This is a genomic window from Actinokineospora inagensis DSM 44258 (assembly GCF_000482865.1).
GTDB classification, from domain to species: domain Bacteria; phylum Actinomycetota; class Actinomycetes; order Mycobacteriales; family Pseudonocardiaceae; genus Actinokineospora; species Actinokineospora inagensis.
This window is the reverse complement of sequence record NZ_AXWW01000005.1, coordinates 62,102-86,090: the sequence shown is the minus strand read 5'-3', so window position 1 is coordinate 86,090 and position 23,989 is coordinate 62,102. Positions and strand designations below refer to the sequence as shown.

The 23,989-nt window shown below is 71.1% G+C and carries 24 protein-coding genes; 16 read left to right on the top strand and 8 right to left on the bottom strand.

All coding sequences use genetic code 11. The features are described from left to right. The first annotated feature begins 198 nt into the window (after positions 1 to 198). The 3 genes from H504_RS0100450 (at position 199) to H504_RS0100440 (ending at position 3,800) form a co-directional block, all read left to right on the top strand. Positions 199 to 762, top strand: a complete 564-nt coding sequence (locus H504_RS0100450; protein WP_051385344.1) for a YbhB/YbcL family Raf kinase inhibitor-like protein — start codon at positions 199 to 201, stop codon at positions 760 to 762. 59 nt (positions 763 to 821) lie between these two features. Continuing rightward, on the top strand, positions 822 to 2,018 hold the full coding sequence (locus tag H504_RS32585) for a tyrosine-type recombinase/integrase (protein ID WP_035302868.1): 1,197 nt from the start codon (positions 822 to 824) through the stop codon (positions 2,016 to 2,018). 324 nt (positions 2,019 to 2,342) lie between these two features. Next, entirely contained in the window at positions 2,343 to 3,800 is a 1,458-nt protein-coding gene (locus H504_RS0100440) for an amidase (protein WP_026421149.1), read from the top strand. Position 3,801: 1 nt separating this feature from the next. On the opposite strand, the gene H504_RS0100435 is transcribed toward H504_RS0100440, so the two are convergent. Together H504_RS0100435 and H504_RS0100430 are read right to left on the bottom strand one after the other, a co-directional pair. Next, positions 3,802 to 4,536 carry a dienelactone hydrolase family protein gene (locus H504_RS0100435; RefSeq protein WP_026421148.1) on the bottom strand — a complete coding sequence of 245 codons (735 nt, stop codon included), beginning with the start codon at positions 4,534 to 4,536 and terminating at the stop codon, positions 3,802 to 3,804. Positions 4,537 to 4,588: 52 nt separating this feature from the next. Then, a complete protein-coding gene (locus H504_RS0100430) occupies positions 4,589 to 5,533 on the bottom strand; it encodes a LysR family transcriptional regulator (protein ID WP_211239219.1) in 945 nt (314 codons plus the stop codon). Positions 5,534 to 5,638: 105 nt separating this feature from the next. Between H504_RS0100430 and H504_RS0100425 the strand changes: the two genes are divergently transcribed. Continuing rightward, positions 5,639 to 6,535 (top strand): NAD(P)H-binding protein, encoded by an 897-nt coding sequence (locus H504_RS0100425; RefSeq protein ID WP_026421146.1) that lies wholly within the window; start codon positions 5,639 to 5,641, stop codon positions 6,533 to 6,535. Then, positions 6,525 to 6,638 (top strand): darcynin family protein, encoded by a 114-nt coding sequence (locus tag H504_RS43795; RefSeq protein ID WP_211239218.1) that lies wholly within the window; start codon positions 6,525 to 6,527, stop codon positions 6,636 to 6,638. Before H504_RS0100425 ends, H504_RS43795 begins: the two co-directional genes overlap by 11 nt. 113 nt (positions 6,639 to 6,751) lie before the next feature. On the opposite strand, the gene H504_RS0100415 is transcribed toward H504_RS43795, so the two are convergent. Beyond that, a complete protein-coding gene (locus tag H504_RS0100415; RefSeq protein WP_026421145.1) occupies positions 6,752 to 8,842 on the bottom strand; it encodes a putative Ig domain-containing protein in 2,091 nt (696 codons plus the stop codon). Positions 8,843 to 9,123: 281 nt separating this feature from the next. On the opposite strand from H504_RS0100415, the gene H504_RS0100410 reads away from it, so the two are divergent. Genes H504_RS0100410 through H504_RS0100400 form a run of 3 tightly spaced genes read left to right on the top strand, consistent with a single transcriptional unit; the run spans position 9,124 to position 11,576 of the window. Beyond that, positions 9,124 to 10,002 (top strand): aminoglycoside phosphotransferase family protein, encoded by an 879-nt coding sequence (locus H504_RS0100410; RefSeq protein WP_026421144.1) that lies wholly within the window; start codon positions 9,124 to 9,126, stop codon positions 10,000 to 10,002. 4 nt (positions 10,003 to 10,006) lie between these two features. Further along, positions 10,007 to 10,930 carry a pseudouridine synthase gene (locus H504_RS0100405; RefSeq protein ID WP_026421143.1) on the top strand — a complete coding sequence of 308 codons (924 nt, stop codon included), beginning with the start codon at positions 10,007 to 10,009 and terminating at the stop codon, positions 10,928 to 10,930. A gap of 19 nt (positions 10,931 to 10,949) precedes the next feature. Next, entirely contained in the window at positions 10,950 to 11,576 is a 627-nt protein-coding gene (locus tag H504_RS0100400; protein WP_026421142.1) for an AAA family ATPase, read from the top strand. Here the strand turns inward: H504_RS0100400 and H504_RS0100395 are convergent. Then, the gene (locus H504_RS0100395; RefSeq protein WP_026421141.1) at positions 11,573 to 12,001 is read right to left on the bottom strand and encodes a hypothetical protein; all 429 of its coding nucleotides are present in this window, start codon (positions 11,999 to 12,001) and stop codon (positions 11,573 to 11,575) included. The genes H504_RS0100400 and H504_RS0100395 overlap by 4 nt on opposite strands. A gap of 460 nt (positions 12,002 to 12,461) precedes the next feature. On the opposite strand from H504_RS0100395, the gene H504_RS0100390 reads away from it, so the two are divergent. Together H504_RS0100390 and H504_RS43505 are read left to right on the top strand one after the other, a co-directional pair. Beyond that, a complete protein-coding gene (locus H504_RS0100390) occupies positions 12,462 to 13,430 on the top strand; it encodes a tyrosine-type recombinase/integrase (protein WP_035302866.1) in 969 nt (322 codons plus the stop codon). A 73-nt stretch (positions 13,431 to 13,503) separates the two neighbouring features. Next, entirely contained in the window at positions 13,504 to 15,087 is a 1,584-nt protein-coding gene (locus H504_RS43505) for a methyl-accepting chemotaxis protein (RefSeq protein WP_035302863.1), read from the top strand. Between the two features lie 9 nt (positions 15,088 to 15,096). Here H504_RS43505 and H504_RS0100380 read toward each other — a convergent pair whose 3' ends face one another. Continuing rightward, a complete protein-coding gene (locus H504_RS0100380) occupies positions 15,097 to 15,762 on the bottom strand; it encodes a class I SAM-dependent methyltransferase (protein ID WP_026421139.1) in 666 nt (221 codons plus the stop codon). Between the two features lie 67 nt (positions 15,763 to 15,829). Next, on the bottom strand, positions 15,830 to 16,231 hold the full coding sequence (locus tag H504_RS38205; RefSeq protein WP_051385342.1) for an STAS domain-containing protein: 402 nt from the start codon (positions 16,229 to 16,231) through the stop codon (positions 15,830 to 15,832). A 124-nt stretch (positions 16,232 to 16,355) separates the two neighbouring features. Here H504_RS38205 and add point away from each other — a divergent pair, with 124 nt between their 5' ends. Further along, complete coding sequence (gene add / locus H504_RS0100370) at positions 16,356 to 17,324, top strand: adenosine deaminase (protein WP_026421138.1); 969 nt, start codon at positions 16,356 to 16,358, stop codon at positions 17,322 to 17,324. Positions 17,325 to 17,416: 92 nt separating this feature from the next. Beyond that, on the top strand, positions 17,417 to 17,683 hold the full coding sequence (locus tag H504_RS0100365) for a hypothetical protein (protein ID WP_026421137.1): 267 nt from the start codon (positions 17,417 to 17,419) through the stop codon (positions 17,681 to 17,683). A 217-nt stretch (positions 17,684 to 17,900) separates the two neighbouring features. On the opposite strand, the gene H504_RS0100360 is transcribed toward H504_RS0100365, so the two are convergent. Next, positions 17,901 to 18,410, bottom strand: coding sequence for a DinB family protein (locus H504_RS0100360; RefSeq protein WP_026421136.1), 510 nt, complete (start codon positions 18,408 to 18,410; stop codon positions 17,901 to 17,903). A gap of 172 nt (positions 18,411 to 18,582) precedes the next feature. Here H504_RS0100360 and H504_RS0100355 point away from each other — a divergent pair, with 172 nt between their 5' ends. Further along, positions 18,583 to 19,248 (top strand): O-methyltransferase, encoded by a 666-nt coding sequence (locus H504_RS0100355; RefSeq protein WP_026421135.1) that lies wholly within the window; start codon positions 18,583 to 18,585, stop codon positions 19,246 to 19,248. Between the two features lie 13 nt (positions 19,249 to 19,261). Here the strand turns inward: H504_RS0100355 and H504_RS32570 are convergent, their stop codons facing one another. Further along, positions 19,262 to 20,368, bottom strand: a complete 1,107-nt coding sequence (locus H504_RS32570) for a winged helix DNA-binding domain-containing protein (RefSeq protein WP_035302860.1) — start codon at positions 20,366 to 20,368, stop codon at positions 19,262 to 19,264. A gap of 62 nt (positions 20,369 to 20,430) precedes the next feature. On the opposite strand from H504_RS32570, the gene H504_RS0100345 reads away from it, so the two are divergent. The 3 genes from H504_RS0100345 to H504_RS0100335 all read left to right on the top strand — a co-directional run bounded on the left by H504_RS0100345 (position 20,431) and on the right by H504_RS0100335 (position 23,490). After that, the gene (locus H504_RS0100345) at positions 20,431 to 21,396 is read left to right on the top strand and encodes a helix-turn-helix transcriptional regulator (protein WP_026421134.1); all 966 of its coding nucleotides are present in this window, start codon (positions 20,431 to 20,433) and stop codon (positions 21,394 to 21,396) included. Positions 21,397 to 21,462: 66 nt separating this feature from the next. After that, entirely contained in the window at positions 21,463 to 22,380 is a 918-nt protein-coding gene (locus H504_RS0100340; protein WP_026421133.1) for a ferredoxin family protein, read from the top strand. Positions 22,381 to 22,407: 27 nt separating this feature from the next. Continuing rightward, a complete protein-coding gene (locus H504_RS0100335) occupies positions 22,408 to 23,490 on the top strand; it encodes a DNA glycosylase AlkZ-like family protein (protein WP_026421132.1) in 1,083 nt (360 codons plus the stop codon). Positions 23,491 to 23,989 lie beyond the last annotated feature (499 nt).

Below are 23,989 nucleotides of genomic sequence, written 5' to 3'. Positions count from 1 at the left end.
AACCAATCAGCCACGAGAAGGGCTCTGATCATCCATCCCTACAGAAGTGTTCTTCTGTTGGTATGGATCTCCGCGTATCCGGCAAGCGTGATCCAGTGCCCGGAACCGGCGACCTGCCTACGCTGGGTGCGGCGCCCGCTACCCACCGGCGCGCCACGAAAGGACCACGACACCGACGAGAGACTCGGGAGCCCGCCAGTGAGAAGCACGACGATCGTGCTGTCCGCCCTGCTCGTCACCGCGACGGCCTGCCCCACCGCCACCGCCGACCGCGCCGCGTTCACCCTGTCCAGCGCGGCCTTCGCCAACGGCGGCACGATCCCCAAGGTCCACGAGTGCACCAGCGGCGGCGGCAACGACCCCGCCAAGAAGAACCAGTCCCCACCGCTGACGTGGTCCGGCGCCCCCGCCGCGGCCAAGAGCTACGCCATCGTCATGCGGGACCTGGACAACAACAACCTCATCCACTGGGTCATCTACGACATCCCACCCAGCACCACCGCGCTACCGCAGAACGTCGACCACGCCTACAAACCGTCCGTCCCCGCGGGCGCCCGACAGGTCTACTACCGGGGCAGCGCCAGCCTCTACGGCTACCAAGGCCCCTGCTCGCCCACCACCGTCAACACCTACGAGTTCGTCGTCTACGCCCTCAACCAGGCGTCGCTGACCAACCTCAACACCACCTCCACCACCCAGACCGCCGCCCGCGTGATCGCCGCGGCGTCCCTCGGCACGGCCAGGACCACCGGCGAGTCCTGACCCGCACGCCACCCGCCGGCCGGTCACGGCGGGGACGGCGCCGCTCTAGGCTTTGCCGGGTGCACCCCCTCGCCACCACACCCCACCCCGACGACCTCGGACCGGCCCGGGTGTGGCCTGGCGTCACCGACCCCGCGCGGCTGCTGACCGCCATCGCCGACTGGCTCGCCGGGTACGGCAACACCACCACCCGCCTCACCTACTGCGGCCAGGCACTCGGCCTGCCCACCGGCCTGCACGACGTCACCCGCTGGGCCGACCTGCCCGACGCCCCACCCGGCTGGTCCGCCGCCGTCGCCCGCTACGCCACCGTCGTGCACCGCCCCACGGCCCGCCGCGGCACCGCGCCCCCACCGGCCCCACCCGGGCGGCTGCGTCACCTGCACTGGTTCCGCTGGTGCGCCAGCCACGACCTCGACCCGCGCGCCGCCCGCGCCACCCACGTCAAGTCCTGGCTCGGTGACCTCGTCGCCGCGGGCGCGGCCACCAGCACCTGCGACAAGATGCTCGGCGCCGTGCGCGCCCTCTACGACCACCTCGTCGCCGACGACCTCGCCGACGCCAACCCGGCCGCCCTCAACCGCAAACGCCTCGGCCTCACCGGCCGCCCCGGCGCCACCGCCACCATCACCCTCGCCGACGCCGAGGTCGCCGCCCTCTACCACTTCGCGGGCAGGTTGCCCCGCCAACGCGAACTCGACAAACTCCGCGCCCGCGCCGTCGTCGCCCTGTTCACCGCGGGCATCCGGGTCAGCGAACTGTGCGACCTCGACCGCGCCGACCTGCACCGCAACCGCGGCCACCGCGCCCTGCGCGTGCACGGCAAGGGCGCCAAGGACCGCATCGTCTACCTCGCCGCCCCCGTCGCCACCGCCATCGACGACTACCTGCGCGCCCGCGACACCCACACCACCCCCACCCCGGCGCTACGCGGCCGCGCCGCCGCGAGCACCCCACTGCTGCTCAACCGCGCGGGCCGCCGCTGCACCCGCCAAGCCATCTGGGAGCTGCTGCGCCGCATCGCCCGCGCCATCGACCCCGACGAGAAGGGCCTCGCCGCCACCCTGCACCCGCACGCGCTGCGCCACTACTACGTCACCACCGCCATCCAGGAAGGCGCCGCCTTCACCGACGTCGCCACCGACGTCGGCCACGCCAGCGTCGACACCACCCGCCACACCTACAACTCCGCCGCCCCCGACCCCGCCCGCTCCTCCAGCTCCCTGGTCGCCCACCGCGTCTTCGGGACCGAGTAGCGGCGGCACGGCCGTTGACGTTGGACGGAGGCAACGAGACCTCCGGGCCGGTGAACCCGTCCCGCGTACGGATCGAACGGTCGGCGACGCCGGCGCGCGCCATGGCAGGCAAGGCCGCGCCGGAGCCACAGCGGACGGCGTTGGCGGCTGCCTGGGGCCGCTTGTCCGCCAGAGATTCGGCCGGACTTCGCGCACGTCGCCATGGCCCGCGGTCGGGCGAATGGTCACGCCCCCGGGGCGGGACCATGAGTGTGTTGAGGCGTCCGTCCCGTTGCGCGAATCGGTGTTTCATGGCCGTTTCCCGAGGTCGGTACGGTCGGATTCATGGACTGGGGATATCAGACGGCCGGACAGCTCGCGGCCGCGTTGCGCGCCGGTGAGGTCACCTCCGCCGAACTGACCGACGACGCGATCGCCCGCATCGAGCGCCACGACACGACGATCAACGCGATCTGCGTGCCGGACTTCGACCGCGCCCGAGCCGCCGCCCGCGACGCCGACCAAGCGCGCGCCCGCGGCGAGGACCGGCCGCTGCTCGGCATCCCGGTGACGGTCAAGGAGTCCTACAACATGGCCGGGCTACCCACGACCTGGGGCCTGCCACACCACGCGAACCACCTGCCCGCCGAGGACGCGGTCCAGGTGTCACGACTCAAGGCCGCGGGCGCCGTGGTGCTCGGCAAGACCAACGTGCCCGTGGGGCTGCAAGACATCCAGACCTTCAACGCCATCTACGGCACCACCACCAACCCGTGGGACCACGACCGCACCCCGGGCGGGTCCTCCGGCGGGTCGGCGGCGGCCCTGGCGTCCGGGTTCGGCGCGCTGTCCATCGGCTCCGATCTCGCGGGCTCGCTGCGCACCCCCGCGCACTTCTGCGGCGTCTACGCCCACAAACCGACACTCGGGCTGGCCGCGACCCGCGGCATGGTGCCACCGGGCGAGCCCGCCTTGCCGACCGACCTCGACCTCGCCGTCGCAGGCCCGATGGCGCGCACCGCCCGCGACCTCGCTCTCCTGCTCGACGTCATGGCCGGCCCGGACCCGCTGACACTCGGCAAGGCGCACCACGTGACATTGCCGCCCGCCCGCCACGAACGGCTCCGCGACTTCCGGGTCCTGGTCGTCGACGACCACCCGTTCATCCCGACCGGGTCCGCCGTGCGGGCGGGGGTGAACCGGGTGGCCGACGCGCTCACCGACAGCGGCGCCCGCGTCGAACGGCACAGCCCGCTGCTGCCCGACCTGGCCGAGGCCGCGACGCTGTACACGACGTTGCAGTTCTCGGGCTCCGTCGCGCGGTTCCCCGTCGAGGCGTACGAACAGCTACAAACCCGCGCCGCCGCGCTGAGCGCGGACGACCAGGGGCTCGACGCGGCGCGGCTGCGCGCCATGGTGTTCAGCCACCGCGACTGGATCGAGACCACCAACCGCCGCGAGCTCCACCGCCACGGCTGGCGGCAACTGTTCGCCGAGTTCGACGCCGTGGTGTGCCCGATCACGCCGACCCCCGCGTTCCCGCACGACCACGACCCCGATCCGCTGGCCCGCCGGATCGACATCGACGGCGTCGAGTACCCGTACTTCGACCAGCTCGTCTGGGCCGGTGTGGCCACCATGCCCGGCCTGCCCGCCACCGCCATACCGGCGGGCCGGTCCCCCGAGGGCCTGCCGGTCGGCGTGCAGCTCATCGGCCCGCTGTTCGAGGACCGCACCCCACTGCGACTGGCCGCCCTGCTCGAACAGAAGATCGGCGGCTTCCACACACCCGGGTCGCCGTGACTCAGGTGGTCGTCAGGGTCCGGTCCAGCAGGGACACCAGCCGGTCCCAGTGCCGCCGCGCCGCGGCGGGGTTGAAGGCGTCGGTGTCGGACATGGTGAAACCATGGACGGTGCCGGGGTAGATCTCGGAGGTGTAGTCGACCCCCGCGGCGTCGAGAGCCTGGTTGAGCTCGCCCAAGGCATCGGCGGTGAGATCGGTTTCCGCGTGACCGAAATGGACGTGGGCGGTGAGCGTGCTCAGGCTCTCGAGCCCGTCAGCGCCCACGGGGGCGTGGAACGCGGCGACAGCGGCCACCTGAGCGGGGTGAGCGACGGCGGTACGCACCGCGAGGAGACCACCGACGCAGTAGCCGGTCACCGCGACCGGCCCGGCGCTGACCTCGGGCAGGCCGGTGAGGAACCCCAGGTAGGCGTCGGCGTCGCGCAGGGTCAGTTCCGCGGTGTGCGCCCGGATCAGCGGCATCAACTCGCCGATGAGCGCGGACCGGGCCTCTCCCGCGATGTACTCGGGCAACTCCACCACCGGCACCGGGCCGTGCCGGTAGAAGAAGTGGGGGACAAGGACGTAGTACCCGTGCCCGGCCAGCTCAAGAGCCATCTCCCGCAGCGCGGGCCGGATACCGAACGCGTCCGCGTACATCAGCACCCCCGGGTGCCGCCCGCCGTCCTCGGGGTACGCGGCGAAGGCCTCGGCCTGGCCGTCGGCGGTGGGAATCCACAAGGTCTTGCTGGGCATGACCGTCTCCTGTTGATCTGACGCGCCTGCGCTTGATCATCGCCCCCGCAGCCTAACCGGCGTGACCGGGCCGCAGCACCCGGCGGACGGCGCCGCGCAGCCACTGGTGGGCGCCGTCGGCTGTATGGCGGGGATGCCAGGCCATCCCAATGGTCAGCGGCGGCAGCGGCACCGGGATGTCCAGCAGCCGCAGACCAAGCGCGTGGGCCGGGGCACTCAACGGCGACCGGGGCTGGTCGGGCAAGGCGGCCGGGACCAGGCAAACCGCGTCGCCCGCCGCGGCGAACACCATCGCCGCCAAGTGCCCAGGCAAGACCGCGCCCACCCGACGAGCCAACCCGTGCTCGGCCAGCGCCGCGTCCAGCGGCCCGGTGAAACGCCCCCGACGACTGACCGCCACATGCTCCGCCGCCGCCAACCCGGCCGGGGTCAACGCCGCCGCCGCGAGCGGGTGCCCGGCCCGCACGCCCGCCGCCATCCGCACCGTCACCAACTCCTCGACCCGCGTCTCCGGATCGACGTGATCGATCGACCCGATCTCCAGATCGACCCGACCCTCCCGCAACGCCGGACCCGCCTCCCACTCCTCGGCCAACACCCGCAGCGACACCCCCGGCGCCTCCCGCCGCGCCAACGCGAGCAACCCCGGCGCCAACGCGACACCCACCAGGTCCGAGGTCTGCACGGTGAACGTGCGCCGCAAGGTCGCGGGGTCGACCCCACCACCGGGGGTCAACAACACCGCCAACCGGCGCACCACAGCCGCCGCCTCGTCCCGCAACGCCTCGGCGCGCGGAGTCGGCACCATCACCTGCCCCGCCCGCACCAACAGCGGGTCCTGCAACACCCGACGCAACCGGGCCAGGGTGCGACTCATCGCGGCGGGGGAGGTACGCAGCCGCGCGGCTGCCCGGGTGACGCTCTGCTCGGTCAACAGGGCGTCCAAGGCGACCGCGAGGTTGGCGTCAAGACTCGGGGATGAGCTGCTCACCGGCATCATTCCGATCCAGGCAAAAATTGGATGCTGAGGTTCCCATTGTGGCAACACCCGCCCAGCCCGCACGCTGGAGGCACACCACCCGACCCACACCCACGAGGAACCATGATCGTCATCACCGCCCCCACCGGGAACATCGGCCGCAGGCTGCTGCCCCTGCTCACCGCACACGACGAACCACTCCGCGTCGTGGTCCGCGACCCCGCCCGCCTCCCCGACACCATCCGCGACCGAGTCGAAGTGATCACCGGCTCCCACGGCGACCCCACCACCATCGACCGCGCCCTCACCGGCGCCGACGCCGTCTTCTGGCTCGTCCCACCCGACGGCTCACTCACCCCCGACCAGGCCTACAGCGGCTTCACCCGCCCCGCCGCCCACGCGTTCACCACCCACGGCATCACCCACGTCGTCGGCGTCTCCGCCCTCGGCCGCGGCACCCCACTGGCCGACCACGCCGGACTCGTCACCGCCTCCCTGGCCATGGACAACCTCATCGCCGCCACCGGCGTCGCCTACCGCGCCCTGGCCAACCCGTCCTTCTACGACAACCTCCTCGAGGAAACCGACTCGATCCGCGACCACGGCGTCTTCACCGACACCACCGACCCCGACCGCCCCACCCCACTCGTCGCCGTCGCCGACATCGCCGCGACCGCCGCCACACTCCTGCTCGACCGCTCCTGGACCGGCGTCGACACCGTCCCCGTCCTCGGCCCCCGCGACCTCTCACCCAACGACCTGGCCCGCATCATGACCGAGGAACTCGGCCGCCCCGTCCGCTACCACCGCGAAACCCTCGACGACCTGCGCACCACCATGCTCGGCCACGGCCTCAACGCCGAGTTCGTCGAAGCCGTGGTCAACATGAAACGCGCCAAAGACCGCAGCCTCGACGCCACCACCCGCCCCCCACACGCGGGCCCCGGCACCGAGTTCGCCCACTGGTGCGCCCACACCCTCAAGCCCGCCCTCACCCCGGAGACCACCGATGCCCACTGACCCGACCCCGGTCACCGCGTTCATCCTGGTCAAAACCACCCCCGAATGGCTCGCCATGACCATCGCCGACCGCGTCGACCCCGTCGCCACCCTCGCCACCTGAACCCATCACCTGCTCACCCGCGCCGCCCACCTGGACACCCACCTGGACATGGCAGTGGGGGTGGCGCCGAAGCACCACCCCCACCACCTAGCTCACTCCCGGCTCAGCGGGGATCAGCCCTCCACGCGGTGCTGGGTCCAGAACGAGGTGAGGTTCGTCGACCCCGCCGCGGCCTGGGCGGCGGCCTTGAACTCCGCCACCGTGGACACCCCGTACCAGTGCGACTGCGCGTAGGACTTGAGCAGGTTCGCCATGGCCGTGTCACCGATCAACCGCCGCAGGTCGTGCAACATGCACTTGCCGTAGCCGTAGATCACCGTCGAGTACCGCGACGAGTGCGCGTCCCAGTACGCCATCGAATCCGTCAACTTCTCCGCGCTGGACTGCCACGTGATCCCACACCCCGAACCGGTGATACCCCGGTACAGGTCCGTCGCGTAGTCGGTGAAGCTCTCGTCCAACATCGGCGAGTTGTACTCGTCGTCACCCACGATGCCGTACCACCACTGGTGGGCCAACTCGTGCGGCAACGCCGTGGTCGACACCAGGTCCATCACGAAACCCGGGTACTCCATGCCACCGAACCAGTAGTTGTTGTCCAACAACACGTCCACCTCGCCGTACGGGTAGTCCCCGAACCGGCCCGAGTGCACATCGATGGCGTCCTTCGACAGGTTCAACATCGAGTTCAGGTCCGACGTGGCGATACCACTCGCCCCGTACACGTTCACCCGAACACCCTTCGGCGACGTCCCCGACACGTGCGAGAACGGACCCGCGCCCCACGCGAAGTCACGAACCTTCGACGCCGTCGCGCGCGTCGTCGTCGTGGTGCCGTTGACCGTGTCCGTCGACGTACCCGTCGCCGGGATCAACAGCGACGACGGGTGCACCAACGTCACGTCGAAATCGCTGATCACCGTGTAGAACGACTCACCGTTGTTCGTGTACGGGTCCAGGTGCCACCCGGAACCATCCCGGATCGCCAACACCGGCAACGCGTTGCCCACCATGACCGCCGTACCGTCCTTGCCGAACCGGTCCGCGCCCGCGGGCACCACGATGCTCAGGTCGAACGCCACCGTCGCCGACTGGTTCTGCTGCAACGGCGACGGCAACGTCACCTTCAACGCCGTGCAGTTCACCGACAACGCCGACGGCGTACCACCGGTCACGTTCGTCACCGTGATCGGCGTCGACGGACAACTACCGTGCGCGTTGTCCCACAACCGCAGGTACACCTCGTTCAACGCGGTGGGGGAGCCGTTGGTGAAACTCACCGACTGGTGCCCCGTCCACGTGTCACCCGACGAGTTCGACGTCAAGCTCACCGTGTACTTCGGGTTCACCGGCGTCCGCGTCGTGTCCGTCGGCGGCGGAGTCGTCCCCGACACCGTCCACGAGAACGTCGCCTGACCACTGTTGCCACCCGGGTCGGTCGCCGTCACCGTCACCGACGACGTACCCGCCGTGGTGGGGGAGCCGGTGATCTTCCCGGTCGACGCCGCGATCGACAACCCCGCGGGCAGACCCGACGCCGAATACGTCAACGCGTCACCCTGCGGGTCACTGGCCTGCACCTGCAGCGACACAGCCTGACCCACCTGGGTCGACTGGTTCCCCGGACTCGTCACCGTCGGCGACTGCGAACCACCACCACCGGCCGTCGTCAACGAGAAGTCGTCCAACACGAAATCCGTCGCCAACGACTGGTCCTCAATACCCGTGGCCTTCAGCACCACGGTCTGCCCCAAGTACTTCGACACGTCCAACGTGACCTGCTTGTACCCGGCCGCGCTGTCCACGTTCGAATACGACGCCACCGTGTCCGAACCGACCTGCACGGCCAACGTGTCGTACTTGACCGCAGTCGTCTCATTCGTGTCGACGTGCACCCAGTACGACAACGTCGCCGAAGTACACCCCGAAGGCAGCGTCACCGACTGGGACAACGTGTCGGTGTGCGCACTGCCGTAACCGTCGAGCCACGCGATCGACGACCCGCCGTGCGCGGGCTGACTCGACGTGGCGGCGGAGATGACCCCGCTGGTCTGGGTCCACGATGTGGTGCCGTTCTCGAAGCCACCGTTGGCCACGAGTTGGTCACCGCACGCCGCCGCCTGCGCCGACGGGGAGGCGACAAGCGCCACCCCGCCCAGGCCGACGGCGAGCGCGAGCGCGGCAGGGAGCGCTCTTCTTCTCATCGGATCGTCCTTTCCCGGCCCCGGAATCGGGTTGGGCCAGCCACAGGGTCAACCGCGCCACCGCACTGTTCAATGGTCGAATTTTCCCTGGGAACGACTTTGCCGGAATTGTCGCTTGCGAATGCCACCACCCCACCCAAAACGGGCGCACCCACAATTCACCGAACACGAACACCGACACGAAACACCCAAACCGACTACCGTGGCAGGCATGCGGCATTGACCCCGGGCGCCACCACCCGCTCCTTCGCGCCCACCACCCACCCGAAGGAGACCCCACCATGCCCATCACCGTGCCGCCACGCCTGCGCGCGTACTACGCGAAACACAGCCCCGAGCACCTGCCCTGGCTCACCGACCTGCCCACCCTCGCCACCACCGCGCTCGACCGCTGGAACCTGCACCCCGACGGACCACCCCGCCACGGCATGGTCGCCATCGTCATCCCCGTCCACCGCCCCGACGGCACCCCGGCCGCCCTCAAACTCCAACCCCGCGACCACGAGAACGACGGCGAGGCACCCGCCCTGCGCCACTGGCACGGCGACGGCACCGTCCACCTCCTCGACCACGACGAACCCACCGGCACGCTCCTGCTGGAACGCCTCAACCCCGACCGACCACTGTCCACCCTCCCCACCGACCAAGCCCTACCCGTGATCGCGCAACTGCTCGAACGCCTCCACCGAACCACCGCCCCACCCGGCATCCGCCCCCTCACCACCATCACCACCGCGATGCTCACCGAACGCCCACTCCTGCACCGCCTCACCCACGCACACGACCGCGCACTCGCCCTCACCTGCGCCGACGCCACCGCCGACATCGCCACCGAACCCCCCGGCGACCGCCTCCTGCACTGGGACCTGCACTACGGCAACGCCCTCGCCGCCGACCGCGAACCCTGGCTCGCCATCGACCCCAAACCCCTCACCGGCCACCCCGGCTTCGACCTCATGCCCGCACTCGCCAACCAGTGGACCGACAACACCCCACACCGCTTCGACCAACTCACCGAACACCTCGACCGCGCCGCCGCCACCGCCTGGACCCTCGCCCGCGTCCTGCAGAACACCCTCTGGGACCTGCACGACGGCGCCACCACCCTCGACCCAGTCCAAGCCGCCATCGCCACCGCCCTGCTCACCCGCCTACCCTGACCAGGTGCGGCGCAAGCTCCCCTCACCCCTCCCACAGCGGCACGGACTCGACGCCGCCCGCCTCCGCCTGCCCGAGACGGGGGAGTGGACCACCATCCGCGACCACCTCGTCGACCGCCTACCCCGCGTCGACCCCACCCGCATCGACCACATGCTCCGCGACCAGCGCATCGTCAGCCTCGACGGACCCATCCCCATCGACGCCCCCTACGCGCCCGGACTCACCATCTGGTTCCACCGCGACCTCCCCGACGAAGTCCCCGTCCCGTTCCCGCTCGACGTCCTCCACCAGGACGACGACATCGTCGTCATCGACAAACCCCACTTCCTCGCCTCCATCCCACGCGGCAAACACATCGTCCAGACCGCCCTCGTCCGCCTCCGCCGCGACCTCGGCATACCGACCCTGAGCCCCGCGCACCGACTCGACCGCCCCACCGCCGGACTCCTCATGTTCGTCGTCCGCCCCGAACTACGCGGCCGCTACCAAACCCTCTTCCGCGACCGCCGCGTCACCAAGGAATACGAAGCCATCGCCGCACACAACCCGACACTGCGACTACCCACCACAGTCCAGAGCCGGATCATGAAAGAACGCGGCGTCATCACCGCCCAGGAAGTCCCCGGCGAACCCAACGCCGTCACCACCATCACCCTCCTCGACCACCGCGACGGCCTCGGCCGCTACCGACTCCACCCCACCACCGGCCGCACCCACCAACTCCGCCTGCACATGGCCCGCATCGGCATCCCCATCCTCGGCGACGACTTCTACCCCGTCCTCACCGAGAAACCCCTCGACGACTTCACCCGACCACTGCAACTACTCGCCAGAACACTCGAGTTCACCGACCCGACAACGGGGGAGCAGCGCCGATTCGAAAGCCGACGCACCCTCGCCGCCTGGCACACCCCAGACCTTTGGTAAACACTGGTAGACACAAAACATGCTCATCTGGGTGAACGGCCCCTTCGGCGGCGGCAAGACCCACACCGCCCACGAACTCACCCGCCGACTCCCCGGCGCCACCCTCAGCGACCCCGAACACCCCGGCTTCGGCTTCCACCGCATGCTCCCACCCGCCCTGCGCCGCGACTTCCAAGACCTGCGCGCCTGGCGAGCCGGTGTCGCCGAAGTCCTGGATCAACTTCTACGCGAGCACGGGGGAGTGGTGGTCGTCCCGATGACCCTGACCAACCCCGCCTACTACGACGACATCATCGGCCAACTCCGCCACCACGGCCACGACGTCCACCACTTCGCCCTCCTGGCCCACCGCGACACCGTCGTCAAACGCCTCTGGGAACGCGGCCTCGGCCACCTCGCCGCCCGCCTCACCGGCGCCGCCACACCACCCCGGGAGAGCTGGGCCATCGAGCAGTTGGACCTCTGCCTGGAGCGACTCACCCAACCGAAGTTCACCGAACACATCTGGACCGACAACCTCACCATCGCCGAGGTCGCCAACCACATCGCCCACTCCGCCGGACTCCACCTGACCCCGAACACCGACACCCCACTCCGCGGCTGGCTCCGCCGCAAGACAATCGGGATACGGCACATCCGGTTCTAGCTCAATCCCAACGCCTGACCTCGGCCAGGGTCACTGCCAACGGCCTGTCCAGCCTCCGGTCCATATGGGCTCCACTTGCCGAGATAGGGCTTGATGTCCGCATCCGCAGGCTCTGGCGCGATCGGCATGACAGGTAGATTCGTCAACGGGTCCGCGACGGCGACGTACCGACGCGCCCAGGCCAACCACTCTCGGGCACCGTCGAGACGCTCATCATCGTGCGGCGCATCACTGATTCGACGCTCCAACGCCTCGCAGTAGTCGCGCAACAGAGTGATCCGTTGCCAGCTTGTCGCTTGCTCGGTCAAGTGCTCGGCGTAGTGAGCTTGCGTGGCCAGGCGATCGTTCCACTCGCTCGTACGCTGCGGGAAGTAGCCGCCGTAACGGCCGGACAACCGCACGACCAGCAACTTGACGCGCTCCACGCACTGCCGAGGCAGTCAGGCCCGACGACAGGCTCACGTGCATGGCCGGTGAACTCTACGGGCCGGTCGCAGCCCGAGCACGTGGGTCGAGCGTTAGGAGCGGGCCTGGATCAGCCCTACTTGACATAATGTACATTATCGAGCAAACGGCGACCTGTCAGAACGCCTGATCGAAGTCTCGCCAGACGGCCCTCTAACGTCACGGTGACGATTCGCTGTCGATCGCCGCCTGCTGGGTTCCCGGACGCTCTACAGGTGCCAGAGCGAACTCCCGTCGACAAAAGCCCCCGAACACGCACGCCTAGGGTTCGGCGCGCGAAAACATCCCGCAAGCATGCCGTCACATCGGCCTGTCGCCTACCCCGGCCTCCGGGCCCCTCGAACACATGTTTGATGGATAACCGCGATTATGCATGCCCCACGCCGGGCTGTCGGTGTGGTCGGGTATGTACAGGGGGTGATGTTGATCGAGGCTCAGGACGGGTTCTTCCAGGCTCGGCGGTCCAGGAAGGACTCGCCGCACACGACGGCGGCGTATCGGCGGGATTTGGCGGGGGTGAACGCCCTGGTGGCCGAGGCGTTGGGGTTGTCGGTGGAGCGGGTGGACCTGGACGGGGTGAACGCGCGGGTGTTGCGGGAGGCGTTCGGGCGGTTCGCGGACACGCACGCGAAGAGTTCGGTGGCGCGGGCGTGGTCGACGTGGAACCAGTTCTTCCAGTTCTGCGTGGCCGACGAGCTGGTGTTCGGGAACCCGATGGGGGCGATCGGTCGGCCGAGGCCCGCTCCCCTGTCCCCCAAGCCGCTGCGGGGTGAGAAGACGCCGGAGCAGTTGTTGGCGGCGGTGGCGGGTGGGGCGCGGCGGGCGCGGGTGCCGTGGCCGGAGCGGGATCTGCTGGTGTTGGCGTTGGGGCTGGTGGCGGGGTTGCGGGCGTCGGAGATGCGGGCGTTGCGGCGGTCGTCGGTGGTGGGGCGGGCGGGTGAGCGGCGGTTGTTCGTGCACGGGAAGGCGAACCGGGAGCGGTCGATCCCGATCGAGCCGCCGTTGGAGCGGGTGATCGAGTCGTACCTGGAGTCGTGTGCCGCGCGGTTCCCGGTGGCCCGGTTCGGTCCCGAATCGCCGCTGGTGGTGGGGTCCGATGGTGGGGGTATTGGGCGGGGCGCGCTGGATTACCTGGTGAAGGCGTGTTTTCGGGGCGCGGGTGTACACGATCGGGTGCCTGCGGGGGCGAATCTGCACGCGTTGCGGCACACGTTCGCGACGCGGTTGGCGGAGGATGGGGCGAACGCGGTGGAGATCATGGTGCTGTTGGGGCACGCGAGTCTGAACACGAGTCAGAACTACATCGACGCGACGGGGACGCAGCGGCGGGCGGCGGCGGCGAGCAACCGGACGTACCGGGCGTTGGCCGACCTGGCGGGTGAGGAATAGCCGGGCCCGCTCAGCTCCTCTCCCCCGTTGCCGATGGGTAGATCAACGTCGGTGGTTGGGATTGGGGTTTGTCATGCGGTTCCTCGATGACCGTGGTGTGCGGACCAAGATCTTCGCCGTGTTGGGCGTCGCGTCGGTGGGGCTCGTGGCGGTCGCGGTGTCGACGCACCTGGCGTTGGGGTCGATGGCCGACAGCGCGACGGCGTTGTACCGGCGGGGGGTGGCCGCGGGGTTGCAGGAGTCGGTGGTGCACCAGCAGGAGATCAAGGTCCGGATGGACCTGGTGGCGTATGCCGGGGCCCCGGTCGCGGAGCGTTCGTCGTGGCGGCAGGCGGTGACCGACGACGAGGCCGAGTTGGACGCGGCGGTGGTGAAGTACAACGAGCTGGTGGGGTCGGGCGCGGATTTGGCGCCGTTCAGCGACGCCTGGTCGCAGGTGCGGTCGTTGTACACGTCGTTGTTGTTGCCCGCGGCGGAGGCGGGGAACTCGGTGGCGTGGTGGGCGGCGTACGACGGTCAGGTCCAGGGGGCCATCAAGCAGGCGGTCGCGGCGCTGGAGAGCCTGGAGGCCAGGCGGGGCGCGGAGGGGGCGGCTGAGGTGGCGGCCGCGGGGTCGACCCGTGATTCGGGTGAGACGTGGATGTTGGTGGTGCTCGGTCTGGCGTTGGTCGCCGCGATCGCGCTGGGTGTGGTGGTGACCCGTCGGATCGTGCGCCCGTTGGGGTCGGTGGCGGCGGTGTTGGCGGGGATGGCCCGGGGTGATCTGACGGCGCGGGTCGATGTTCGCGGTCGTGACGAGGTCGGTCGGATGGCGGCGACGTTGAACGAGGCGGTCACCAGCATCGGCGATGCCTTGGGTGAGATCGAGCGGTCGTCGGTCGAGTTGCGTGGCGCGTCGGGTCGGGTGTCGGCGGCGAGTGGTCGGTTGGCGAAGGACGCGGAGGTGGGGCGTGGTCGGGCGGGTGAGGTTTCGGGGTCGGCGACGCGGGTGACGACGAACGTGCAGTCGGTGGCGGCGGGTTCGCAGGAGATGCGGGTGGCGGTGTCGGCGATCGCGGGCAGTGCCGGTGAGGCTGTGCGGGTGGTGGAGCGGGCGGTGACGGCGGCGAGCAGCACGACGGAGACGGTCAGCCGGTTGGGTACGTCGAGTGAGGAGATCGGGACGGTCGTCAAGGCCATCACGGCGATCGCGGGTCAGACGAACCTGTTGGCGCTCAACGCCACGATCGAGGCCGCTCGGGCCGGTGAGGCGGGTAAGGGGTTCGCGGTGGTGGCGGGTGAGGTGAAGGACCTCGCCCAGGAGACGGCTCGGGCGACCGAGGACATCGCGCGTCGGGTGGAGGCGATCCAGGCGGACACGGCCGCGGCCGTGTCGGCGATCGCGGAGATCAGCGAGATCATCGCGGAGATCAACAACCACCAGTTGACCATCGCGTCGGCGGTGGAGGAGCAGGAGGCGACGACGGGTGAGATGAACCGGAGCCTGGCGGAGGCGGCGGCGGGTTCGTCGGACATCTCCAGTCACATCACGGAGGTGGCGGCGGTGGCCGAGTCGGTGGCGGAGGGTGCCGGTGAGACTCGGGGTGCGGCTCGTGAGTTGTCGTTGTTGTCGGCTCGGTTGAGTGGTTTGGTGTCGCGGTTCCGCACCAGCGGCTGATTCCGGTGGTCAGGCGCGGGTGATGTGGTGGAAGTCCTGGGTGCAGGAGAACAGGTAGCCGCCTGCGGCGGCGAAGTGGGTGCGGACGTAGTCCTCGATGAGGTCGCGGGGTACCGGTAGGGGGGCGAGGGCGACGAAGGACGCGGCGATGTCGACGGCGGTGTCCAGGTCGGGGGCTTGGACGAATCCGGGGATGGTCACCGTGTCGACCACGGTGACGGCTTCGCGGGTGAGGTCGAGGCGGGGGCCGCCGAACTCGCGCAGGATGCGCATGCAGTCGCTGGCGGGGTTTTGCAGGGCGATGACGCAGTAGCCGTCGTGGGCGGTCCAGCCGGTGAGGGTGTCGAGGTGGGTTTGCCACCGGTCGAGGGGGATGTGGCCGAGGACGTGGCCGCAGTACACGAGGTCGGCGGGTGTGTCGATGGTGGCGTGCAGGATGCCTTCGCCGCGGATGGTGGCGGTGGGGGCGTTGGTGGCGAGCCGTTCGTGGTGGGTGGGGTCGGGTTCGAGGGCGATGGTGGTGGTGAAGCGCGGGGCGAGGTGGCCGGTGGTCTCCCCCGTGCCCGCCCCGGCGTCGACGAACAGGGTGTGCCGGGGTAGTCGGTCGGCGAGGTCGGCCAGGTGGCGGTTGGCCGCGCGGTGCTGGTCGGTGTGGGTGTGGAAGGCGGTGTTCATCGGGTTCCAGGCTCGCGGTCGGCCGGGGGTGCTGCCAGTCGGGTTACCGGATCAGGCGAGTACCGGATCAGGCGATGAGCCAGCCGGTGGAGCCGTGTGGTCGGGTGGTGCGGGCCGGGCGCATGGCGGGGGAGATGGTGATGTCCTGGTCGAGTCCGGCGAGGTGCAGGGCGGTGAGGACGGGGCCGCGGGCGAGGACGCGCAGTGTGCGGCCGCGGCGTTGGCAGGCGCGGTGGGCGCGGAGGAGGACGGCGGTGCTGGCCCAACTGAGGAAGGTGACGTCGGTGAGGTCGACGCTCACCCGGGTGGTGTCGTCGGGGGCGGTGCAGGCGCGCATGAGGTGGTCGTGCCAGGGGGTCTCGGTGGCGAGGTCGATGCGGCCGGTGGCGGCGACCGTGGTGGTGTGCCGGGTGCGGTGGACGGTGATGTGCAGGCCGCGGTCGGTGGGTCGGGCGAAGGTGAGTGCCACGGGGTTCTCCACGCCTCTCGCTGGTCGGTGTCCATTGGTTGTGATCGCCGGGGGCGGCGGAAGGTTGCCGGTTGTGTGGGAAATCCGGCGGCGGTGGGGTGGGGGTGGCTTTTACCCTGCGGTGGTGCGGGATCTGTTGGCGTTGCCGAAGGCGCATTTGCACGTCCACCTGGAGAGCACGGTGCGGCCGGGGACGTTGGCTGAGTTCGCGGCGCGGTACGGGGTGGTGGTGGCGCCGGTGCCGTCGCGGTTTCGGGGTTTTCGGGATTTCGCGGACCGGAACTCGGTGGTGCGGGGGTGTGTGCGGTCGGCGGAGGATTTCCGGCGGGTGGCGGTGGAGTTCTGCGCGGACGAGGCGGCGCAGGGCACCCGGTACGCGGAGGTGACGTTCACGGCGGCGTCGCACGGTGATCGGGTGGGTGATCCGGGGATGCCGTTGGCCGCGGTGGTGGACGGGTTGCGGGTGGGGCAGCGCGAGCACGGGATCGTGGTGCGGTTGATCCTGGATCACTCCCGGCGCAGGCCGGTGGGCCGGTTGGAGCGGACGGTCGAGTTGGCGTGCCGCTACGAGGAGGTGGTGGGGGTCGGGTTGGCCGGGGACGAGGCGTATCCGTTGGCGCCGTTCGCGCCGGTGTTGCGGGCGGCGCGGTCGGCGGGTCTGCGGTTGGTGCACCACGCCGGGGAGACCGCGGGGGCGGCGAGTGTGCGGGAGGCGGTCGAGGTGGGTGGCGCGGAGCGGGTCGGGCACGGGTTCCGCGCGGTGGAGGACCGTGAGGTGGTGGCGATGCTGACCGATCGGGCGATCCCGGTCGAGGTGTGTGTGTCGTCGAACGCGGTGTTGGGGTTGGTGGGGTCGGTGGCGGAGCACCCGTTGCCGGATCTGGTCGCCGCCGGGGTGGTGGTGACGGTGAACACCGACGTGCCGGACGTGACGGGGCGGTCGCTGGCCGCCGAGTACGGGGTGCTGCGGTCGGTGTTCGGGTGGGACGACGACGCCGTGGCCGGTGTCGCGCGGGCCGGGGTGGCCGCGTCGTTCGCACCGGAGCCGCTGCGGCGCGAGCTGCTGGCGGGGATTGAGGCGTGGCGCCGCTAGGGGCTGTTCCGGGTGTCGGTTCCTTGAGTGGGCGGGCAGCCTGCCGATAAGTCCTGTGATCGGTGCCACGGACGGGACCTGGGGAGGTCATGATGACCGAGAACGAGACACGAGCTTTGCGCCACGCCGCCGAGGGGGCGGTGTTGTTCCACTCCGGGCTGTGGGGTGTGCCCGCGGGTTTCCTGTGGGCGGGGTCGGATGGCGCCCCGGCGGGTCACGTGCCGCAGTGGGTGGCGGAGGCGTTGACGATGCTGGAGTGCCGCGGCCTGGTGGTGTTCCGCGCGGCTGTCGGGACGCGGGACACGGTGGTGCGGGTGACCGAGGCGGGAGTGCGGGCGTTGGGGCGCATCGCGTCCTGAGGGAGCCGCGGGCGGTCTGAGGTCGGGCAATCGCCTCGGCCCTAGGAGCAGGTGTTTCCACCTGTTCGTGTCGGCGTTTGGCGGAGGCCTAGGCGGGTTTGGTGGGCGTGTTTCGCGGCCTGGGGGGCTTGCACGTTCGCCGAGGCGGGGGTGAGTTCGTGTTCGTGGCCGTCTGGTGGCGGTAACGACCCCGAGCCGGCCTGCCTCCCCGGGGTGGTTATTCGCCGGTTTCGCCGTCGAGGTGTTCGCGGAGGATGTCGAGGTGGCCGACGTGGCGGGCGGTTTCCTGGATGAGGTGGGCCAGGACCCAGCGGACGGTGCGGTCGGGGTCGCCGCGGGTGGGGTCGTCGGGGGTGAGTCCGGCGCAGGCGTCGCGGGCGGTGGTCCATTCGTCGCGGTAGGCGGCGAGGACGGCGGTGGGGGTGTCGTGGGGGCCGATGTGCCATTCGGCGGTGGCGTCGTCGGGGTCCCACAGCAGTGGCGCGGTGGAGCCGCCCGCGGTGCGGGTGAGCCAGTAGCGCTCGACGGCGGTGAGGTGCTTGACGACGCCGAGGACGCTCATCAGCGGTGAGGTCGGCAGGGGTGTCTCGATGGCCTGGTCGGGGGTGAGGCCGGTGGCTTTGATCAGGGCGGTGGCGCGCAGGAAGTCGAGGAACTCCCAGTGCAGGCGCAGTTCGTCGGTGGCGTTGGTGGCGGGCCAGGACCGCTGCACGCCGGTGATCGACATGACCGGGAGTCTATGGCAACCCACCGACAGTCGCGGGTCAACGACGGTCCACCGGGTGAACCTCAAGTAGAGGTTGAGGGTGAACCTCCGGTGCAGGTCGAGGGTCTCCCCCCGCCACGACCACGCGTATCTCGGGCGTTGAATATGACCGCAACGGCATAGGGTGGCGTCCGTGACCGACCAATCACTGTGGGCCGCGGTCGACGCCCACCTCACCGACGCCCTGCTGCCCGCCGACCCGGTGCTCGACGCCGCGCTGCGCCGCAGCCACGACGCGGGCCTGCCCGCCATCGCCGTCTCCCCGCCCCAGGGCCGGATGCTCAACCTGATCGCCCGCATCCGCGGCGCCCGCCGGATCCTGGAGATCGGCACCCTCGGCGGCTACAGCACCATCTGGCTCGGCCGCGCCCTCCCCCACGACGGGCGGCTGACCACCCTGGAGTTCGACCCCGCGCACGCCGAGGTCGCCCGCGCCAACATCGCCGACGCCGGGCTCGCCGACCGGGTCGAGGTGCGCGTCGGCGCCGCGCTCGACACGCTGCCGACGCTGCCCGCCGACGAGCCGTTCGACCTGGTGTTCATCGACGCCGACAAGAACAACAACCCGCACTACTTCACCTGGGCGTTGAAGCTGACCCGACCCGGCTCGGTGATCGTCGTGGACAACGTGGTCCGCGCGGGCAAGATCGCCGACCCGGCCGACGACAGCCCGTTCGTGGTCGGAATCCGCGCCATGCACGAGCTGATCAAGGCCGAGCCGCGGGTCGAGGCCACCGCCGTGCAGACCGTCGGCGAGAAGGGCTACGACGGGTTCACCCTCATCCTGGTCACGGGCTGACTCACGGGGCTGGTCAGGTTGCCGGGAACCGGACGTCCACCGTGTCGGCTCCCGGTTCCGTCGCCGCCAGCAGCCGCCGCGCCTCGGCCTCCACGGCGCGGCGGTCGCTGGCGGCGACCGGCACGTAGGGCCGCACCTCCAGTCGCGCGATCCCCCGGGTGCGCTGGGTGGACCAGGTGCCGACCACGACCCCGTCGACCAGCACGGTGGGCAGTACGTTGCCGTTGCCCGAGCCCATGATCACCGGGGTGCGGTGCTCGTCGGCGATGACCCGGGACCGGTCGGCGTGGGAGAGGACGAGGTTGTCGAAGGCGGCGACCAGCCGGGCGGGCGCGGGGGTGTCCGGGTCGGGTCGGGGTGCCTCGGGCAGGTCGTAGAGGACGCGGCCGTCCTCGTCGTGGAAGACGAGCAGGTCGGTCTGGCGCTCGAAGACCTCCCGCAGCCCGGTCAGCCCCGACCAGGTCTGCGCGTCCGCGGGGGTGGCCGGGCCGAACGCGGCCAGGTAGCGGCGGACCAGCTCGTCGACCGGCATGGTCTCCCCCGCCGGTTCGCCGAGCCAGGTCGACAGGGGGGTGTGCCGGGCGCGGCCGGAGGACCCCCACAGCCCGCGCGGCGGGACCTGCACGAGTGGGAGTCGGGTGCGGGCCAGGTTCGCCAGCCAGTCCGGGTCGCGGTCGGGCCAGCGCTCGCCCAGCCTGCGGCCCAGGTCGGTCGCGGTCATCGGTTCGGCGGCCAGCAGCGCGGCGGCGTGTTCGGCCACCGCGGCCTGGTCCAGGTCGTCGAAGGCGCGGCCGACCAGGCCGCGGAACCCGCGGTCGGCGGCCGGTTGCACGGCGGCGCGCAGCCCGGCGGCGTCGGCGGCGGTGACCAGGTGGATCGTGGAGCGCAGGTTCGCCATCCGGACCACCCGACGCTCGGTCAGCAACGTCGACAGTTCGGCGAAGTCGAAGTCGACCAGCCGGGACCACAGCCCGATGTAGGGCGGGTGCGGCGCCTGGGCCTGCAGCCCCACCAGGTGCGTGATCGCCGCCAACGGGGACAGCGGCACCCGCTCCAGCAGGAACTGGCGGGCGAGCAGGGCGCGGTTGAGCGCGCGGCGGGTCAGCACGGGCGTGGGCACGGCGGGAACTCTACGAGCCGTTGCGGACAGGTGTCGTCCGCAACGGCTGGGACACTGCGGGCATGTTGGAAACCTCCGCCCGCCTGCTGCGGCTGCTCTCGTTGTTGCAGACCCGCCGCGACTGGTCCGGCGCCGACCTGGCCGACCGGCTCGGGGTCACCGACCGCACCGTGCGCCGCGACGTGGACAAGCTCCGCTCGCTGGGCTACCCGGTGCACGCCACGACCGGCACCGCGGGTGGCTACCGGCTCGGCGCGGGGGCCGCGTTGCCGCCGTTGCTGCTCGACGACGAGGAGGCCGTCGCGGTCGCGGTCGGGCTGCGTTCGGCGGCGAGCGGTTCGGTGGCCGGGATCGAGGAGACGTCGGTGCGGGCGCTGGCCAAGCTCGAACAGGTGCTGCCGGCGCGGCTGCGCAACCGGGTCAATGCGCTGCAGTCGGCGGTGCTGCCGCTGACCGGGCGCGGCCCCACCGTCGACGCCGACACCCTCGCGGTGATCGCGGCGGCCTGCCGCGACCGTGAGCGGCTGCGGTTCGACTACCGGGCCCGAGCCGGGGAGGAGTCGTTGCGGCAGGTCGAGCCGCTGCGCCTGGTGCACACCGGTCGCCGCTGGTACCTGGTCGCCTTCGACGTCGACCGCGACGACTGGCGTACCTTCCGCGTCGACCGGCTCACCCCGCGTACCCCCACCGGCCCCAAGTTCGCGCCACGTGAGCCGCCCGGTGGGGACGTGGCCGCCTACACCGCCTACGGGCTGTCCAACGCCGCCTACCGCCACCAGGCCGTGGTGACCCTGCACCTGCCGCTGGAGCGGGCCGCCGAGCAGGTCACCCCCACCTCCGGGGTCCTCGAACCGCTCGACGACGGGCGCTGCGTCCTGCGCGCGGGCGGCAACTCCCTCGACGGGCTCGCGATGTGGTTGGCGTTGCTCGGCTGCGAGTTCGAGGTCCGGTCCCCACCCGAGTTGGTCGACCGGCTGGCGGTGGTCGCGGGCAGGCTGACCAGGGCGGTTGGCCGCACCGACCCGTGATCTTCACCCGACGGATACCGTGGGTGCACTCGAACGGCGGTATCTTCCGTGAGAGCCTTGTGCGCGATGGCGACCACTCCCCCAGCGCTGCCCGCCACCGCCTGCTCCGCGGTGTCGCGCGCCCTCGACGAACCGTTCGCGGGCAGTGCCGCGACCGCCACGACCTGGCTGTGCCTCGAACAGCCCGGACCGTGGGGCCGCGACGCGCTCGCCCAGAGCCACCTCGACACCGGCTTGGCCGCCGAACTGGCCGCCCGCGCCCGGGGCACCGGCGTCCGCGTCGTGCTCATCCGCCGACCCGGCCGCCACCCCGACCGGCACCGCCCCGCGCCCCGGCACGTCTACCTCGCGCACACCACCCCCGGCCGCGCGTTCCTGCGCCGCGACGTGTTCGCCGACGCCAAACACCTGCTCGACCTCGACTTCGCCGCCGCGGGCGCCGGGGTGGTCGGCGGGTTCGGGCAGCCGGTCACCTGGCCGCTGCTGCTGGTGTGCACCAACGGCCGCCGCGACCTGTGCTGCGCCGTGCGCGGCCGCCCCGTCGCCGACGACCTGGCCGCCACCCACGGCGAGGCCGTGTGGGAGTGCACCCACATCGGCGGGCACCGCTTCGCCCCCACCGGGCTGCTGCTGCCCACCGGCTACACCTACGGCGACCTCGACACCACCCGCGCCCGCGCGCTGCTGGCCGACGGCGCCGTCGTCACCGACCGCTGCCGCGGCCGCTCCACCTGGGTCCCCGCCGGGCAGGCCGCCGAACTCGCGGTGCGTGAACTGACCAACACCGTGCACCCCGACGTGCTGCGCGTACGCGACCCGGAACCCGACGACGACGGCAACTGGCGGGTCGGGGTGTGGCACGTCGACGGCCGCGGCTGGCGGGTCACCGTCGCCGAATGCCCCGCCACCGGCCCCGCCCGGCCCGCCAGTTGCGGCGCCACACCCGGCCCGGTCGCGGGCTACCGCGTCCTGCGCATCGACTAGCCCGATCGACTAGCCCGGAGGAACACCATGGCGCACCTGGACATCCCCCGCGAGCAGACCATCGCCTACCGCGCCCTGCGCCACGGCCTGCACCGCGACACCACGACCGCCACCGACCTGGCCGTGTTCGACCTCGGCGTGCAGGACGCAGGCAGCCGCTCCCCCCAGGTCGCCCTCGCCGCCCGCCTCCCCGGCGAACCCGACCTCGACGGTTTCGTCACCCTCTGGGCGCACCGCGGCGCACCGCACCTGCTGCGCCGCGCCGACGTCACCGCCCTCGCCGGGGCGCTGTGGCCGCGCACCGACGCCGACGCGTGGGCCCGCCTCGGCGCCTGCGGCACCGCCCTCAAACGCGTCGGTGTCCCCGGCCTGCACGCCTACACCACCGCCGCCACCGCCCTGCGCGAGGTCGTCGACACGGAGAAACCACGCGGCCAGGTCAGCGGCGAACTCACCGCCCGCCTGCCCGCCGCATACGCCTTCGACTGCGGCCCCTGCGCCACGACCCACGTCTACGGCAGCCTCTTCCAACTCATCGGCCTGTTCGCGGGCGTCACCGTCCACGCCGAACACCGCCCCACCCTGCTGCGGCCCCTGCCCGACCGCCACCCCGTCCCCACCACCGGCGACCCCACCCCGGTGATCACCGACTACCTGCGCCTGCACGGCCCCGCCACCATCGCCGACGTCGCCGCGTTCCTCGACACCACCCAAACCCAGGTCAAACCCGCCTGGCCCACCAACCTGGTCGAACTCGGCGACGGCCGCTGGTTCCCCGAGTCCGACCTCGACACCCTGCGCACCGCCCCCACCCCGGACGTGGTCCGGCTGCTGCCCCCACTCGACCCCTGGCTGCAAACCCGCGACCGCGCCCTGCTGGTCCCCGACGTCACCCGGCAGAAACAGGTGTGGAAGGTCATCGGCAACCCCGGCGCCCTCCTCATCCACGGCGAGATCGCGGGCACCTGGCGCACCAAAACCACCGGCAAAACCCTGACCCTGACCCTCGACCCGTTCGAGCCCCTCCCCGCCACCACCGTGAAGACGATCGCCGCCGAGGCCGAACACGTCGCCACCGCCCGCGGCTTCACAGACGTCCACGTCATCTAAAACCGGGCGCGGTCCCAGGTTCGGCCCCGACCACGTCGAACGCGTCCGGCGCCAGCACGAGCACGCCTACCAAGAATCCCTGGCGCGCCCGCAGACCACCGTCGACTACCTCGGCCGGCCACCGGGCGTGCGACCCACCACCTCGACCTCCCGCCTGCTCAGCCAAGCCTTCCTCAACGAGGTCCGGGCAGACGATCGGGTACTGGACATGGGCACCGGCAGCGGCGTCAACGCGATCCTCGCCACCACCGCGGCCGAGGTAGTGGCTGACGACATGGACCTCGCCCCGGCGGTCGGCTGCTGGTCTTCTTCGGCACCTCCGGCGACCTCGACCACCTGCGCGCCCAAGCCACCGCCGCGCGCCTCACGATCGACACCCTCGCCACCACCACCCACACCCGCGACACCTGGACCGTCGAGTACTCCACCTTCCGCATGACCCGCAGAATGGGGGCGAGGAACAGATGAGCGCTGCGCCCTCGCGGGTGTTGCACACGAA